The 14404-nt window shown below is 55.7% G+C and carries 17 protein-coding genes; all 17 read right to left on the bottom strand.

Going from position 1 to position 14404, the window contains the following annotated elements; translation table 11 throughout:
- Nucleotides 1–22 precede the first annotated feature (22 nt).
- The 17 genes from ACMGF7_RS24300 to ACMGF7_RS24220 are packed head-to-tail and all read right to left on the bottom strand — an operon-like array spanning nucleotide 23 to nucleotide 14171.
- The gene (locus ACMGF7_RS24300) at nucleotides 23–754 is read right to left on the bottom strand and encodes a tail fiber assembly protein (RefSeq protein ID WP_420286790.1); all 732 of its coding nucleotides are present in this window, start codon (nucleotides 752–754) and stop codon (nucleotides 23–25) included.
- Complete coding sequence (locus ACMGF7_RS24295; RefSeq protein ID WP_420286789.1) at nucleotides 751–2097, bottom strand: phage tail protein; 1347 nt, start codon at nucleotides 2095–2097, stop codon at nucleotides 751–753. The genes ACMGF7_RS24300 and ACMGF7_RS24295 overlap by 4 nt, the downstream gene beginning before the upstream one ends.
- Nucleotides 2097–3227, bottom strand: coding sequence for a phage tail protein I (locus tag ACMGF7_RS24290; protein ID WP_420279571.1), 1131 nt, complete (start codon nucleotides 3225–3227; stop codon nucleotides 2097–2099). Before ACMGF7_RS24290 ends, ACMGF7_RS24295 begins: the two co-directional genes overlap by 1 nt.
- Entirely contained in the window at nucleotides 3217–4131 is a 915-nt protein-coding gene (locus tag ACMGF7_RS24285) for a baseplate assembly protein (protein WP_420279570.1), read from the bottom strand. Before ACMGF7_RS24285 ends, ACMGF7_RS24290 begins: the two co-directional genes overlap by 11 nt.
- Entirely contained in the window at nucleotides 4106–4465 is a 360-nt protein-coding gene (locus tag ACMGF7_RS24280) for a GPW/gp25 family protein (protein WP_420279569.1), read from the bottom strand. The genes ACMGF7_RS24285 and ACMGF7_RS24280 overlap by 26 nt, the downstream gene beginning before the upstream one ends.
- 32 nt (nucleotides 4466–4497) lie before the next feature.
- Nucleotides 4498–5118, bottom strand: a complete 621-nt coding sequence (locus tag ACMGF7_RS24275; RefSeq protein WP_420286788.1) for a phage baseplate assembly protein V — start codon at nucleotides 5116–5118, stop codon at nucleotides 4498–4500.
- Nucleotides 5111–5665 carry a hypothetical protein gene (locus tag ACMGF7_RS24270; protein ID WP_265260181.1) on the bottom strand — a complete coding sequence of 185 codons (555 nt, stop codon included), beginning with the start codon at nucleotides 5663–5665 and terminating at the stop codon, nucleotides 5111–5113. The genes ACMGF7_RS24275 and ACMGF7_RS24270 overlap by 8 nt, the downstream gene beginning before the upstream one ends.
- Before the next feature lie 7 nt (nucleotides 5666–5672).
- The gene (locus ACMGF7_RS24265; RefSeq protein WP_420286670.1) at nucleotides 5673–6329 is read right to left on the bottom strand and encodes a hypothetical protein; all 657 of its coding nucleotides are present in this window, start codon (nucleotides 6327–6329) and stop codon (nucleotides 5673–5675) included.
- A 4-nt stretch (nucleotides 6330–6333) separates the two neighbouring features.
- On the bottom strand, nucleotides 6334–6699 hold the full coding sequence (locus tag ACMGF7_RS24260) for a head-tail joining protein (RefSeq protein WP_197788644.1): 366 nt from the start codon (nucleotides 6697–6699) through the stop codon (nucleotides 6334–6336).
- A 9-nt stretch (nucleotides 6700–6708) separates the two neighbouring features.
- Nucleotides 6709–7119, bottom strand: a complete 411-nt coding sequence (gene gpFI / locus ACMGF7_RS24255) for a DNA-packaging protein FI (protein WP_420286786.1) — start codon at nucleotides 7117–7119, stop codon at nucleotides 6709–6711.
- Between the two features lie 53 nt (nucleotides 7120–7172).
- Nucleotides 7173–8210: a major capsid protein gene (locus ACMGF7_RS24250; protein WP_171884969.1), complete on the bottom strand. Its 1038-nt coding sequence runs from the start codon at nucleotides 8208–8210 to the stop codon at nucleotides 7173–7175.
- Nucleotides 8211–8269: 59 nt separating this feature from the next.
- Nucleotides 8270–8602 carry a head decoration protein gene (locus tag ACMGF7_RS24245; protein WP_171884968.1) on the bottom strand — a complete coding sequence of 111 codons (333 nt, stop codon included), beginning with the start codon at nucleotides 8600–8602 and terminating at the stop codon, nucleotides 8270–8272.
- An 11-nt stretch (nucleotides 8603–8613) separates the two neighbouring features.
- Nucleotides 8614–9891: a S49 family peptidase gene (locus ACMGF7_RS24240; protein ID WP_171884987.1), complete on the bottom strand. Its 1278-nt coding sequence runs from the start codon at nucleotides 9889–9891 to the stop codon at nucleotides 8614–8616.
- Between the two features lie 19 nt (nucleotides 9892–9910).
- Nucleotides 9911–11512, bottom strand: coding sequence for a phage portal protein (locus tag ACMGF7_RS24235; protein WP_420286785.1), 1602 nt, complete (start codon nucleotides 11510–11512; stop codon nucleotides 9911–9913).
- Nucleotides 11509–11715: a phage head-tail joining protein gene (locus ACMGF7_RS24230; RefSeq protein ID WP_026142328.1), complete on the bottom strand. Its 207-nt coding sequence runs from the start codon at nucleotides 11713–11715 to the stop codon at nucleotides 11509–11511. The genes ACMGF7_RS24235 and ACMGF7_RS24230 overlap by 4 nt, the downstream gene beginning before the upstream one ends.
- A 1-nt stretch (nucleotide 11716) precedes the next feature.
- A complete protein-coding gene (locus ACMGF7_RS24225; protein ID WP_420286783.1) occupies nucleotides 11717–13642 on the bottom strand; it encodes a phage terminase large subunit family protein in 1926 nt (641 codons plus the stop codon).
- Nucleotides 13617–14171: a terminase small subunit gene (locus ACMGF7_RS24220; RefSeq protein WP_122078345.1), complete on the bottom strand. Its 555-nt coding sequence runs from the start codon at nucleotides 14169–14171 to the stop codon at nucleotides 13617–13619. Before ACMGF7_RS24220 ends, ACMGF7_RS24225 begins: the two co-directional genes overlap by 26 nt.
- Between the last annotated feature and the right edge of the window lie 233 nt (nucleotides 14172–14404).

Here is a 14404-nt window from a genome sequence, read left to right as displayed (position 1 = left end):
CGGCGGCGGTCAAGGGAGGGGGTTATTCAGCTGGCAATGGTGGCCAGGGAACATCTGGGGCCTTGTCGAGGCTGATACGGCTCAACATCACGCGGTATTTCTTCCACGCAGCCAGGCGCTGCTCATCGCCGGCGGCAGCAATTCCCGTTTCTGCTGCATCGTTTAGCAATTCGATTTGCCGATCTGCCTGCTGCCGCAGCTGCAGCCTCGTTACCGTCGCTTGTTCTACGGCGGCCCGCTTCATAGCATCCGTATCTGTTACCCATTGCTCACCGTCCCAGCGGTCCCATTGCGACGCCGGCGCGGTAAAGGTGCAATCAGGAGGGAGGACAAAATAAGCATTGGGAACCACATGGGGACTCCCGTCGGCGGTGTAATACGTCTGCCCTGAACGATCTTCAACTTGCTGCCAGGCGCCGGCGGTATACAACACAACGTGGCCAGGTTCAGGCGCCGGCGGCGCTTCGGTTACTGCCCACTCAGGAAATGCGGCCAGCTCCATCATGACAAACGGCCGGCCCTGTTCATCCCAATATGTAGCGCCGCGCACGTCGGCCACATACTTCCAGCCTTCCCCGTTCCATATTCCCGCCTGGCCAGCTTTCGGGCTGCACTTCACAGGCGTGCAATTCGCCGGTAAGCCGGTATGCGGCGCAACGTAAAAGTTGAGCGACCCGGTGAAAATGCCGGCATCATCAAAACGGTAAACCCATACCCAGCGCGGGCTATCAGAAAATTCAAAACTATCAGTCATGCAAGCCTCACGATGTAGTTAAAGGCGATGTTATCGACGGTGTTTTTTGCGGCGCCGAACGCATCGATGCGCAGGCCGTGGCCGTGCCAGCCGAGATCAAGCCAGTGGGTGTGATTCGGTATTGGTTCTATCAAGCCGTAATCTGTGAATGGAAACCCTTGTTCAAACGAGTGGCGATCACTATCACCGCCATCTAGAGCCGTTCGCGAACGATAAGATCGCAATTTCAACTGATAAGCCCCGTTATCTGTTGTTTCGCGTGATCCCAAGTTTTCCCCCATCACCTCGCCGCTGTGGCCGTGGCTCTTAACCTCACCATCAGCCAACGATAGCGGGCCGCGATCATCGGGTTTCCCCAAAATAGTCCGGCCTCGCATGTCGGGAAAAATACCCGACGGGAACGCCTGCGCCGTGCGCGGATAGGCGTTTTTATCGAAAGCCTGCCCAACCATGAAGGCATAACCTGGCGGCGGTGTATCGCCGGAAAAAGGCAGCGGAACGATCGGCTGCAGCTCCTCTATCGCGAACGTACCCGCTTTACTTCTCAGCCCCCCGCTCTGTGTATCAAACTCCCAAATACACTCCATCCCGCTATCACCGATTGCGTGGATAACAGGATGAGCGTGCATATCTGTACCCGGCATAAGGTAGCCAAAGCTAACGGCCGTCGGCCACCCTTTGCCTTTTCGAGTCCCTCGCCCTTTAACCAGGGGGATATAAGTGCTTCCAGGTGTCACGGACCAGTGATAATCAGGCGAATAAAATGGGGCGTGGTTGTCCAATTGCTCCTTGTACATGCCTGCGCCGGCCGGTATGCCGTTCGTGCCGTTTGCCTGGAACATTGGGGCGCCTAGATCCCCCGTCGCTGTGTCGCCCTTCCTGAAGAGATAGCGGGCATCAGCCTCTTCAATCGTCAGCACCGAAATATTGGGATCAATCTCGAGCACCACGCTTTCGGCATGTACCAGCGGCATAGCAAAGTTCACCACCAGCTCTTTTACGATCGAGTCATTTTGTTCCGGTAAGTAGGTGTCTGGATAGGCGCCATAGGCAATCAGAACGCCGGCGCTACTCATCAGCCCAAACTCCCGAACCACTTTACCCGGGTGCTTACGGGCGTTAATCACCGCCTGGCCGGCAATCATGCCGCTACCCGATTCCCCCTGTGTAAAGGGCACATCCCCAAATTTATTGACCAGTTTGGTTACGGCAGGGTCAGGGGTCACAGAGGCCCCGCCACCATCACCGAACGCGACGATCGGGATAGTGACCACCTCACCGGCCTGATAGGCCGCCTCTATCGCCTCGGCCCCGACGGCGGTTAAAATTAATCCTGCTGCCATTATTCACTCTCCAGTTCAATTACGGCGGCCGTGCAATATCTGTCCGGGTTAGTCAGCCCCAGATTTTTCCCTCGGCCATACTGCAAAATAATGGCCCACCGGGTACTCTCTGGATTTGGTCTTCCCGGGGTGTCTGTGACATACAAATGCCGGTCTGTGTTATCTTGCAGCCATCCATACACCACCATGTTTCCCCACTCGTTCCACAGCGCACCATTACCTCGCGGAGCAAATTCGTTGCTCTTTAGCGATAACTCTTTTTCATGTGGCCAGCGGCCGTTGTTCGACGCCAGAAAAGCAGGCATATCGGCCTGATACATACGCTCGGGGGTTGGTATGAGATAAAGACGCGGATTAATCGTGTGTACCAGTTCGCGGCCTTTGGCGTCAGTTGCAATGATTGACACTTTCCCCGGACCCGTAATGGTTACCGTTCCGTCAGACGCCACCGTAGCCGGGCCATCCGCCCGCCAGGTTATCAGGCCAAAATTGCCTTGCGCCGAGAGGGTATAGGTTGCGCCCTTAAATGATGTCGTCGGGGTAAAATTTGACGTCATCCAGCCATTGATATGCACACCGATAAATTCAAACGGCTGCAAAATCTGGATAGACTCCGACGCAATCATGTAGCCGGCTAAAATCGCCTTACCGTCCAGGTTCCCCTTAAATGTCACATCGAACCAGGAGCGCAAATTCTTACCTTTCATCACCGCGCTTTTCAGGTCCTGCACATCGCCCAACGTGATCGGCCGGTCGTCCTGCGTCACCTCAAGAGAGAACGTGTAAGGCTCCCCCCGTGGCGTCTTTTCGAACCACTCGATAACATCGCTGGCGAACGGCGAGGAGGACAACGACATTTCGATCGCCGCCCGCGTACCTCTATGCCGATGGATATAGGCAGCACGGGCAATAGCCGCCCGTTTCTCCTCCTCCGTCCAATCCGTATTCCAGGTGTCCACGCTGTACTCCCACGCCAGCCACGGCAGCAGCTCAACGGGACATAACGCCGGGTTTTTCACTATCCGGATCAGGTCCGGGATAGAGAGCACCTCTTCAATTGTCGCGCGCTCCAGGGCGCGCTCTGCCGGAATGGCATTGGACGGGAGGAGGGTTTTAAATTTATTCGGCATTGATGATCACCTTACGCAGCGTCACTTTTGAGCATCGCGGCGCCTGCCCCATTCCCATGCCGATATCTGCAGCAGGTGAAAGCAGCTTTACCGTCACTATCCCGGGCTGATGTAAGGCGCGGTCTATGGCCGAACGTGAAACCAGCCGGCCGAGGCGGTGAACAATGGCCAGGTACTTGTCCAGCGCATCCTCCGCCGCTTTCATCACCGTGTCAGTGTCCGGGCCGTAGGGGATCTGGATATCTGCGGTCACTTCAAAATCCACCAGTTCCGCCGGCTTTACCGTGACAAAATCGGTCAGCGGCCGAACCTCTTTTTTATTGACCGCCTCGGCGACCTTCTTCAGCACCTCGGCCGAAGGGATCCCCCCGTTGGTGCGGGACAACACATAGAGATAGACCTCGCCGAGAAGCTGGTGATCTTCAGGGCCGTATGCGCGGACGTCGAGCACATCGGGATCGGCAGACGCGGCAAAAAACGTATACGCATTTTCAGCGCCGGCGGTACTTAAACGGGACCACGCCAGCTGTATTCGGGTACGAAATGCCTCATCATCTTCGAATACCGGTTCAACCGGCGGGACCGCACTCGGATCCCCGGGCTTTATCAGCAGCCGCTCCACATCAAAGTTGGCGCCGATCTGGTCAAGGTCATTCCCTTTCGCGCTGGCCAGCAATACAGCCCGAATGGAGTCATTCATGCCCTGGCGGATCAGCGTTGAGTGATACGCCAGGGCTTCCCCTTGTTTAAAAACGGGGTCAGACTCCAGCAAGGCATCATAAACCGGGTCCAGCTCGCGGAGCCGCGCCAGCCAGCCGGCAAAAATCAGCGCCGGATCGGGCATCTTTACCGCATCGGGTACGGGCAGCTCCGACAGGTTAATCGTTGCGGAATTGGTCGCCATTTATCGTTAGCTCCTCCAAAGTGATCGGGTAGCCCGTTTCTGTGTTGATGCCGTAAATCGTCAGGTCAAATTGCCCGGAGCCGGAAAACTGCACCGTCACCGATTTAACCTGCAGGCGTGGCTCCCAGCGAGCCAGGGCGCCGGCAGTCGCTGCGATGATATGCACGCGAGTGCTTTCGTCCTGGGGATTGTCCACCAGGTCTAACAGGCGGCTCCCGTAATCTCGCACCAGAACGCGACTACCGATCGGCGTTGTCAGAATGTCAAAGACGGACTGGCGCAGGTGCGCTGTCCCGGCCAGGCGCTTGCCGCTGGCCGCATTAACTCCCTGCATATTGCCCCCATAAAAAAACCCGCCGGAGCGGGTTACATTTGGTTGTTCGGTTTATCGGTGTCCCCACCGTGGGGATCGGGATGGGTGTGAATGTTGAAAATTTCCCGGATACGGTCCAGCGTGCTTTTGCCGTCGGAGATTTTCCCTGTGGCGGACAGGTCGCCGGTAACGGCAGTGTCTGCCTGCAGTTCCGTTTTGCCTTTCACCGTCAGCGTGTCCGTTATTTCTACCGGGCCGCGAAATGTCCCTTTGCCGATAATTTCATAGGTGCCGCCCTCCGGTAGCGTCAGCTTAAAGGCGTGGGCTTCGCGGTTGTAACGAAACTCGGCGCCGTCGCTGAATCGCGTGATGTGTTCCGCGTCGCTGCCTTCTGGTGCCGGCATGGCGCCGGTATTCCAGCCAGGGAAAACGCGGCCGTTATTCAGCTCCCCGCTTTCTGAAAGTACCGTAATAGGATCGCCCACTGCACAGGGGTTTGAGTCACTGCGATGGGCGCCGGCGAATCCCTGACATAACGGAAGCCAGGTTGTAATATTCTCGCCAATCTCCACGCGGCAGAATGGCTGAGGACCGTGCTTTACCGAATGAATAACCCCTCGGCGGACCATGTTGGCAACCCGGCGCTGCAGGTCTGATAACACGTCGTCACTCATCGCCGGCGCCCTCTTTTTTCTCGTAAATAAGGCGATAATCGTCAACGTGCGCGCGGCCGATGTTTGGCGCCTTGCCCAGAAAGACCTTTTTCAATGGCCCGGCTTTCGATTCAAACGGATCTTCGCCCATCGCAGCCACCTGGCTGAACGTGATACGCCAGACGATATAATCTTCCATTGCGATATCAAATTCATCCGGGCCAGCTCTGACAAACTCCGCCGGCTCCAAGCCCTCAAGCCCAAACGTTCTCCCCTGGATCCATTGGCTCAAGTCCGCGGCCGCCGTTCGGATGTAAACCTGGGGCTTTGTGATTTCGTTTGTGCCGGCACGGTCAACGACAACAAAGAGATCATGCTCAAACTCAACGCGCAGTTGGCCATCCGAACCGGGGGCATTTTCCCAGCCGGCGATCGACAAATACACCGCCGGCGTTTCCAGCTGCGTCACTACTTCCGGGTAATCATCTGCATTGGCTACCCACTCAATTTCGCGCAGTGCGGACAATATCGCGTCGTGATAGCTCGCCATTAAAATCGGTGTTGGCATAAACCCCTCACACGTTGATCCGCGCCTTCACGCGGCCTTTTAAATCCGTTTCAAAGTGATGGAAGAAAATCCGCGCCACGTCCGAAAATGCGTTGTCTTCGATGTAATCCAGCATCGGAGCATAGATATCTACCTCGGCCTCTTTTGCGCGGCGGGTCTGAGGGTCGCGGATCAATACTGTCCGACGGCCGGCGCGCGTTCGGCCCACTTCACCATCAGGGAAGTTTTTTGCAGCCAGCAAGGCCCCTTTAGGCTCAAACCCAACTTCAGCGGCGGCCCGGCGCCTGGCTGCGATAAATCGCCCCGTTCTCGGGTCCCGACGGTCATGATGAGGCCGGATCCGACCTTTTACCCGGCCTTTCAAGTCCTTCACCTTGATAGCATTCAGACCAAACCACAATTTACCCTCGTCCAGCTGGGAGCCACGGGTTAGGCGAAACGACAGGAGACGCCGGCGGATCATGGATTGGTTGCGCGGCGCTATGCCGGCCTTCATATCGGCAACGACACGCTTTCGCAACGTCGCGGCAGTACGGTTTAATGCCCGGGAGTAGGCGCGCAAATACTGCTTATGGTTCGCGCCGGCGGAAACGGCTATTCGCTGTAGCACCTGCAGATCGATATCAAACGGCAGATCACGCCTTAACCTGCTTGCTCGGGCCATATCATTAACTCCATTTGTCGATCGCCGGCGCGGGCTTCCCTGGCACTCCGCGCGCCAATGTAACAACACAGGTTCCTGTGTCGTCCGGGCCGACCTTCACCACCCAAAAGGCCTCCGCGCCAATCTCCACCCGATCTTTAGGCTTCAGGCCTGCAATCAGCGCCGTTTTTACAAATAAACGAGGGGCGACGTCCTGGACCGTGGCGGCGCCATAAGGCAGGGTAGTATCAGCGGCCGGCTCATCAAAAACGGCACGGACAGGCGTCGGCGATCCATTGATAAACACCTTCATTTCCCGCCCCATCGCCTCAATAATTCGGCTGTCAGCATCGAAAAGAGCCTCATCAAAAAGGTTATCGAACCCATCCATGCCGCCCCCTTAAAGCTCTGTAACGTAGCCAGCGTCTTCCAGCTCGTCCACGTCCGAATCCAGCACGCGGACCGTATCGCCGGCATACGCCATTTTCACCGGTTGATTGCGCGTCTCATGCAAGGCGTTGATGTGCAACGTCGTCAGCACGCGGACCGTTACCCACTCGATTTCGCCTTCTAATTTTGGCGCCATTGGCTGGCGTTGTTCGGTGGTCGCCTGCAGCAACGGACCGGCACCAGATGCCCCACCGGTGCCACCGTCTGTACCGTCGCCGTCTTCCTCCTGAGCCTCGATTTCCTCTTCGGCTTCGCGGATACGCAGTTGCAAAACTGCGATAGTTCCTTCCGTGCTCAGTTCACGGCCCAGCACCTTGCCCAACTCGCCCAGCTTGGCGATCAAATCGTCTTTAGCAGCCATTGTGTTCTCTCTCTAAAACAGGGGAAAAGGGGCCGTAGCCCCTACAGGATGGGTTAAGCGACTTTCACCACCACGAACTCATTGGCATCAGCCAATAGCATCAGCGGCGCGGTTTGCGTCATGGTGTATTCGCGCGCCGGATCGCCCGTTTGAATCCAGTTTTTTGGATAACGGCGGGCCTTGGTAATGCCTTCGTTCAGCGCCTCAACATCCTGAATAGCGCCATAGGTTCGGATACCCCGCGCCTCGTTATTACCCATCACAAAGGTGTTTTCAGGCATGTAGTTGGTTTTTTTCTGGGTCTTAGGGTCGATATACTGGCCAACGTAAACCACGATGGCCACATCGCCATACATGCCCTTAACCGATACCGCTTTGCCCAAATCCTTCAACGCGGTTTCCAGGTAAGCCACAGATCCCCGGCGGGTATCGAGCTTTTTCTGCACCGCTTTGAAAGACTGGAAGAGGGACCAGGCTTTAGGATCCATCACAACCAGATTGACAATCCCGGACGCATTGAGCGCGTACTCCTCAAGATCTCCGGTCGGGTCGTAGGTTTCCTTGTCCTGGGTAGACCAGCGACCGGCGCCAGCCTGCGTGATGTTGTTGGCCGGGTCGCGCTGCAGGTCTACTTCGACCTCTTCGAACGCTTCGCCGGTCATGATGTATTTGCCACTGATCACCGCATCGACAGCCTGTTTTTCTTCAACCTGGGCGATAGCCAATTCTTCATCTTTCAGGTTCTGCAGGATGATGCGATTACGACGATAAGCGGGATCTTTCAACTGCTCCGGATCTTCATCTGGCAGACGACGCAGCACCATTTGCGGGTTAACTTCGTGCTTTGGCTTAACGTAGCCCGGCTTAAATTGCGTGGTCAGGCCGCCACGCGAACGCAGCACTTTACCCTCAACCGTTGGAGAGATATAAACCGCCATTGCGACCTCGCCGGGGATCTTGGCCAGGTCTACGGTTTCACTATCAAACTCGTAGCTTTCACGGTAGAAAATACGCAGAAACAGCGGGTCAAACTTGAATTTTGTCTCAGTGACGGCGATCAATTTGCTCGTCGAGTACATGGATTGGGACATGAGTTTTCCTCATAAAAAAACCGCGCCAGGCGCGGTTATAAAGTGGTGATCGGGAACTATTAGTTAACGCTGATAGCCGTACCGGCAAAGGCGTTAAATTTCAGTTCATCAGTGGCCGCAGCTTCTGGCCATTGCACTTCCTCAACCCGGAATGTACCGGATTTGTAGTACGTGATTTTCGGTTGCGGGCCATCGATGGCCAGCGCCAAAATAGCAACGGCCGTCCCTGCTTTTGCCCCATCCCATGCCACCAGCGTGTTAGTGTCTTCTTTCAACATTAGCGGGGTGAGCGCTGGCGTTGCCGCAGTAAGGCCACTAATGCCGATCGCGGTATGTGCCGCATCGCTGCCACCAAGGGGCTGAACATGCTTAAACTCTTCTTGATTTACCATTCTTGGATTCCTTACACCGGGGTGTTCATTAAATCGTCAATATCGGTCTTGGCCGTAGCCACTTGCCCCAGCGCTTCGGGAGAATCGGCCATCAGGCGATCAAGTCCCGTTTCAGTCCGCACCTGAGCGCTTTCCGGCATACTGGCAAGAATGCGCTGGGCATTTTCTACCGTCATGCCTGGCGTGGCTGCCAGGGCACGCGCGGAAGCGCCACGGCCTTTCGCCTCATCACAATCTAAAATCCCCATGATGCGGGCATTTTCGGCCTGAATGGCATCATTAACGGCCGCTGTTACATTTCCTGCGGGCTGAGCCGCTGCCGGATCCGCTACCGTTTGTGCTGTAGCCACTTCTGATCCTGTTGGCGTATCCGCTGCGGTTTGGGTTTGATTTACTGACATTTGGCCTCCTATAGACCGGGTTACTTTTGAGTTGCTGATAGCCTCACGCATGACCGCTAACGCATCGGTGTTGATAACCAGTTCGTCAGACAGACCTGCGTCTATCGATTCCTGGCCGGTATACACGGCCGCTTCGGTATCGAGCACCGCCTGAACGGAAATACCGGTATAGCCCGATACTTTTTCCGCAAAGGCTTGCCGGATGGCGTTCATTTTTGCCTGAAATGTTGCCCGGACTTCCTTTGGCAAGGCTTCCCAGGGATTCCCGTCCACCTTGTGAGCACCGGCATAAATCAGAGTGATATCAACCCCGGCTTGCTCCAGATTGCCGGCGTAATTACTGTGGGCCATCAGGACGCCGATAGAGCCGGTTTTAGCCGTTTGCGTGACCAATCGCCGAGAGCACGCGCTGGCCAGCAACTGACCGGCGCTGCAGTTCATATCGTTGGCCAATGACCATATCGGCTTTTGATTACGCAGGCGGGCGATAATGTCGGCCGCATCAAATCCGCCGGCGACCATCCCGCCCGGGGTATCCATATCGAGCAAAACCCCGTCAACGTCGGGATCGTTAATTGCCGCTGTCACCCTGGAAACAATCCCGTTGTAGCCGGTCATACCAGAATACGGACGCAAAGAGCCGGACTTGCTGACCAACGTCCCTGATATCGGGACAATGGCGATCCGCCCCTGGATGTCATAGCCGTTATCCGAGACAGTCACTCGCCCCGGCCCATAAGACGCGGCTAATTCCGTCATTTGCGGCGGTGATAAGACCGTGTTTGTTGTGCCATCAATCAGGCGCCCCACGCCCAGCTCGTTACCCAACGCGCAAAAGAAAACCCGCGCATAGGCGGGTTCTAATAAAAGCGGCTCATTGAGTGCCATACTGGCGATATGGGGCAAGTTACGCGCTTGATCCACGCTGACCTCCCTCGTTTTGTGTTGAGTTCTGCAGCTGAGCCTGGAAAGCTGCAGCCACCCACGCAGGCTGCGTTAAGCCGGCGGCCTTGCGTTCTTCTGCTTCCCGGACCTGCTGGCGGAAAATGTCCTGATAATCTTCGCCCAGCTTGCCGCACTCCTTTTCAAAGGTACTTAAACCCGCCTCTATCAGCATGACGGACTCCTGCACCTCTTTCAGGCCATCAATGGCCATGCGGCCGGCGCCGATCCATTCTGAATTACTCCAGGCGCATCGCGCCTCACTGAACGAGAAACGGGCGCGGGACGGCATTTTTACCACCCCACGGATCAAGGCTTCTTCCAGCCAGCAGGAAAACATCATGCTCGCCTGGCGTGACGCAATAAACTTGCGGCGGCCGAGGAAGTAACGCCAGGATTCGTTAGCCGATGCCCGGGCACTGGAGTAACTCACCTGCGAATAATCGCGGGAAAGCTGTTCATAGGACACCCCCAGGCCGGCGGCGATGTATCTCAACAGCGACTGTTCAAAGACTGAATAGCCGTTATCCGCGTTCTGCGCGGTTTTCAGTTCCAGTTTGTCCCCAGGGAACAGGTGCGGGACTTTGGCACCGCCAAACTTCACTTGCGCGGCCTGGTAATAAATCAGGTATTGCTGCAGGAATTTATTCATCGGGGGTTCCTGGCCTTGCGCGTTCCCCGCCCCCAGGATGTAATCAAACGCCTTTTCTGTATCCAGCTCAGATTCAATGGTTGCGGCATACATCGCCTTAACGATCGCACTCTGCAGCTGCGTGTTCTGCAGAGTATCGAGCATCTTCATCTGCTCCATCACGCTGTAAAACCGGTTGGCCCCACGCGTCTGGCCATCCTCCAGGGGTTCAAAGATGTGGATCATCGCCGGCCGACCATTTGCCAGCTCACGGGGCACATAGGAAACACGGCGAGCGCCCCAGCTCGGATAGCTGTCATCCACCACGTTGTAGCCAATGGCGGCGCCATATTTGTCCAGCGAAACACCGGCCCGCTGTGTATTGCTGTCGAGCACTCCAGGCGCGTTTCGGATACGTTTGGGGCTGACCATCTTAAACTGCGTGCGAAACAGTCGATGCGGAGCACGATCCCAGCAAGGCTGGGTAAAGACCTCCCCGTTAAACGCGTGCATGGCCACGCCTTCACGGATCATCATCGTAAAGGTACGTTTGCGCTCCACGTCCAGGCAACAATCAGGGTCCTCTGCGTACTCTCGCCAGGCCGCCTCTATCTCGTCAGAAAACGCCCGAGACTCTTCCTCAGCGATACCGAGATATCGCCAGTTTGGCCGATAGCTAAGGCGAAAGAAGGAGCCGACGATATGATCCTGGTGCAACTGCACACCATTGGCTGCGTAGCCGTTATTTCGCACCAGGTCATCCGCCCGGGCGTTCCCCCGCTCAAATTGCGGCAGTAATGCGGCGTCTACGCTCTGTGACGACGGTTGCCAGCCGGCAATTTGGCCACCAAAGCCCACACCGCCACCGGTATAACCAGCGTACTCACGCAGCGGCGTAGCGCCATCCGGGCCAAGTAAAGTTGGATTTTTATTCATACCCCGAACCCCGCCGGACCTCGGCGCCGACTGGCTAACCCCAGTTGAACCTCTAAATCGGAGATATAGGCGCGCAGCTCGTTTAACGTGGCGGAGGTGAATGTCACGGCGCGCCCGTCTTTTTGAATCGATGCCACACGTTTACCCGTTAGCAGTTCGTGTAAGGCTTTTCGGGCTTCTTCCAATTGTGCCAGTGTCGCCACGTTATCCTCCCAATTGAGCCGCCAGGGCGGCCAAGTCATTATTATTTCTGGCCTGCTGGCCGGACGGTGATTGTTGGCGGCTGGCCAGTAACACATCCAAATCCAGCTGCCAGCGCGAAACGCTGATACGCAAAGCCGCCAGGGCATAAACAAAACAGTCGAGGGCCTCGTTTCGGCGTTTTTTGGCGTCCCAGAGCAATTTAATTTTCCCTTTCTCATATTTTTCTATGAGTTCCTCTGCCGTCATCTGCTCGGCTTCTGCCAGGTCGAAAACCGCCGGATTATTCGGGTAGTGGATAAGCCCGGGAACGGGGGAGCCATCGGCGGAGCGCTCCAGTTTGTAGCGGCTGTAAATGACTTCTTTGGCAACGTCCGTGCCGATTTCGGTCAGAAAAACGCCGTGGCTGTTTTTCTTGCGCGGCATGTTGGCCACAGGCTTCCCATAAACGCTGGCTCCCTTGATCGGTATTACCCGGAAGAGGCCCAGCTTTTTCGACCGGTTATAAACAATCGCCGGGTCGATACCGCCGGAGTCCCAGCAAACGCGACCAATGGTCATGATCGTGCCGTCGGCCAGGTGATACTGTTTGTTGATAGCCTCATCAACACGCAGCAGCGTTTCCTCTTCATCGTGCCGACCCATGATAATCACGCGGTCGATCAGGAATGCCTCTTCACCTGGCGCCCAGCCCCACACACGCATTTCATAACGATCAAGCTGGGAGTCAATGCCGGCGGTGAGGTAAACCACACGATCGGGCACTTCTGCCCGGTAATGTTCGGCCAGTTCGAGCAGGGTTTCAGGTAACGGACGCTCCCCCACTTCCTCGGCCCAGGTTTCGCCAAGCGTCGTGTTGGTGAACGTTTTCAGCTTGCCCGGGTCGCCCTTCGTCTTTCTAAAGTCCTTAACGATTTGCGCCCAGGTAGTAAACGAGCTGTAAGCGGTCCAGATGTGAAAGGAGACTGATTCAGGGGGATCAACCTCCTGCCCCGTCGATTCAAACCAGCGGAGGCCATCAGACGTGTAAAGGCCCGTGTTTTCACAGATATAACGCGCATCACTAAAATTAAGTTCCTGCTGGCGTATCACGCAGGCGTTATGCTCACAGAGATAAAAAACCGTCTTCGGCTTCCCTGATTCCCACTTAAAACCGTAGGGCGTTTCACGATCGCCGAACTTTAAAAACTGCTCCACGCCGCAATGCGGGCATTTCACATGAAAACGCATCAAATGCCCGGATTCACTGGCGGCGCGTTCTATCTGGCATATGCCCCTGATTTTTGGTGTAGATCCGCGTATCGACTTTGGCCACACTGAGCCTTCTATGCGTTTATCGCCCAGGAACGTCGGAGAGCCTTCCTTCTCCACATCCTCATCAAAAGCAGCCAATTCGTCATAGCCGACATAGTCGACCGATTTTTCACGGTAGTTTTTTGCCGCTTTACCCCCCAGGCACCAGAAACCCCGACCGTTCGAAAAGCGCTTCATCGAAAGCGTGTTGTCGCGGTGTTTTTTTCCGTGCCAGGGAGCCATTGCCAGGAGACTGGGAACGTCGCGGATCGTCGGTTCGACATGCGACTTCATAAAATTTTCAGCATCGCCATCCGTCGGCTGCCACAACAGCCCGTTTCGCTGTTTGTGCTGGATAAAATACGCCACGACGGCCAGCAACATTTTTGAATAGCCGACGCGCGCCGACTTAATCAGGTTTACCTCCCGGATGTCATCGCTCCCCATTGCGTTCATGATCGCAACCTGAAACGGCATCGTTTCCCAGCGCCCCTCTTGATAGGAGGATTCTTTAGGGAGGTAATAATATTCGTTTGCCCACTCTACCGCCGTCATAGGAACGGGGCGGAATAGCGAGCGCAGACCGGCGGCAACCCAATAACGCAGCCGATCAATCCGTTTGTTCGATATACTCATTCAGCAACCCCGGAAGAATTTCATCCAGCGCAGCCGCTTTATTCATGGCTTTCACCACATCCCGCTTTAAAAATTCGATATGCCGATTTTCCAGTTCAGGAAAGCGCCGCTGCATTGAGAGAGGAATGCCGTCAAGAATGCCGGCAATCTCCCCCGCGACCTTTGACAGGACAAACATGCAGAAGCCGGTTTCCACTACCTCGGCGGAGTCTTTAGCATTCTTTAATTCCTGGCCGTCGGCTTGAGCGCGGGTTAAACGGTAGCGCTCATAATCGATAGTGCCGGGCTGCAAGGCCTCATCCCCGCTTTGCTGCAGGGCGTCCAGCTCTTTACGCAATATCTCGTTTTCTAGCGAGGCCTCGCGGTCGGCGTACCAGGTAATAACGTCCTTTGTCGAATAGGTATTTTCCCCGCCTTTACCGCCGTTCCCCTCGCCGGCCACTACCGGCATTCCTTGCGATTGCCATGTGGTGATCGTGCGCGTTGAAACTTCGAAGAGATCCGCCAGTTGTGCCTTTGTTACATTCATAAATCCCCCCGAAACTCCTTTTTATTAACATTTTTTTAACCGGGAAGTGATTTCCCGAAAATCGAGAGGATCTCGATAGGATCACTTCCCGCTCTGGCTATAGGTGAATCAATTAAAAACAATGCGTTAGGTATCAAGTGAGAAGGAAGTAGGATCCGCGTCCAAAAAGCTCATAAATAGCGACTTTTCGCGCGTCTAGCGCCCCTCGGTGTTTTGAACCCCAGGAAGGACCC

The organism is Serratia sp. BNK-17 (assembly GCF_048684935.1).
GTDB classification, from domain to species: Bacteria; Pseudomonadota; Gammaproteobacteria; order Enterobacterales; family Enterobacteriaceae; genus Serratia; species Serratia nematodiphila.
Note: the sequence above shows the minus strand (reverse complement) of the source record. Positions and strands in the feature narration are given on the sequence as shown.

Bases quoted from the DNA above. Each gene is read 5' to 3' on its own strand.
- ACMGF7_RS24275 (WP_420286788.1), bottom strand. From the start codon at position 5,118: ATGAGTGACGACGTGTTATCAGACCTGCAGCGCCGGGTTGCCAACATG.
- ACMGF7_RS24280 (WP_420279569.1), bottom strand. From the start codon at position 4,465: ATGCAGGGAGTTAATGCGGCCAGCGGCAAGCGCCTGGCCGGGACAGCG.
- ACMGF7_RS24245 (WP_171884968.1), bottom strand. From the start codon at position 8,602: ATGGTAAATCAAGAAGAGTTTAAGCATGTTCAGCCCCTTGGTGGCAGC.
- ACMGF7_RS24270 (WP_265260181.1), bottom strand. From the start codon at position 5,665: ATGCCAACACCGATTTTAATGGCGAGCTATCACGACGCGATATTGTCC.
- ACMGF7_RS24235 (WP_420286785.1), bottom strand. From the start codon at position 11,512: ATGAATAAAAATCCAACTTTACTTGGCCCGGATGGCGCTACGCCGCTG.
- gpFI (WP_420286786.1), bottom strand. From the start codon at position 7,119: ATGGCTGCTAAAGACGATTTGATCGCCAAGCTGGGCGAGTTGGGCAAG.
- ACMGF7_RS24300 (WP_420286790.1), bottom strand. From the start codon at position 754: ATGACTGATAGTTTTGAATTTTCTGATAGCCCGCGCTGGGTATGGGTT.
- ACMGF7_RS24285 (WP_420279570.1), bottom strand. From the start codon at position 4,131: ATGGCGACCAATTCCGCAACGATTAACCTGTCGGAGCTGCCCGTACCC.
- ACMGF7_RS24220 (WP_122078345.1), bottom strand. From the start codon at position 14,171: ATGAATGTAACAAAGGCACAACTGGCGGATCTCTTCGAAGTTTCAACG.
- ACMGF7_RS24260 (WP_197788644.1), bottom strand. From the start codon at position 6,699: ATGGATGGGTTCGATAACCTTTTTGATGAGGCTCTTTTCGATGCTGAC.
- ACMGF7_RS24225 (WP_420286783.1), bottom strand. From the start codon at position 13,642: ATGAGTATATCGAACAAACGGATTGATCGGCTGCGTTATTGGGTTGCC.
- ACMGF7_RS24290 (WP_420279571.1), bottom strand. From the start codon at position 3,227: ATGCCGAATAAATTTAAAACCCTCCTCCCGTCCAATGCCATTCCGGCA.
- ACMGF7_RS24295 (WP_420286789.1), bottom strand. From the start codon at position 2,097: ATGGCAGCAGGATTAATTTTAACCGCCGTCGGGGCCGAGGCGATAGAG.
- ACMGF7_RS24240 (WP_171884987.1), bottom strand. From the start codon at position 9,891: ATGGCACTCAATGAGCCGCTTTTATTAGAACCCGCCTATGCGCGGGTT.
- ACMGF7_RS24265 (WP_420286670.1), bottom strand. From the start codon at position 6,329: ATGGCCCGAGCAAGCAGGTTAAGGCGTGATCTGCCGTTTGATATCGAT.
- ACMGF7_RS24250 (WP_171884969.1), bottom strand. From the start codon at position 8,210: ATGTCCCAATCCATGTACTCGACGAGCAAATTGATCGCCGTCACTGAG.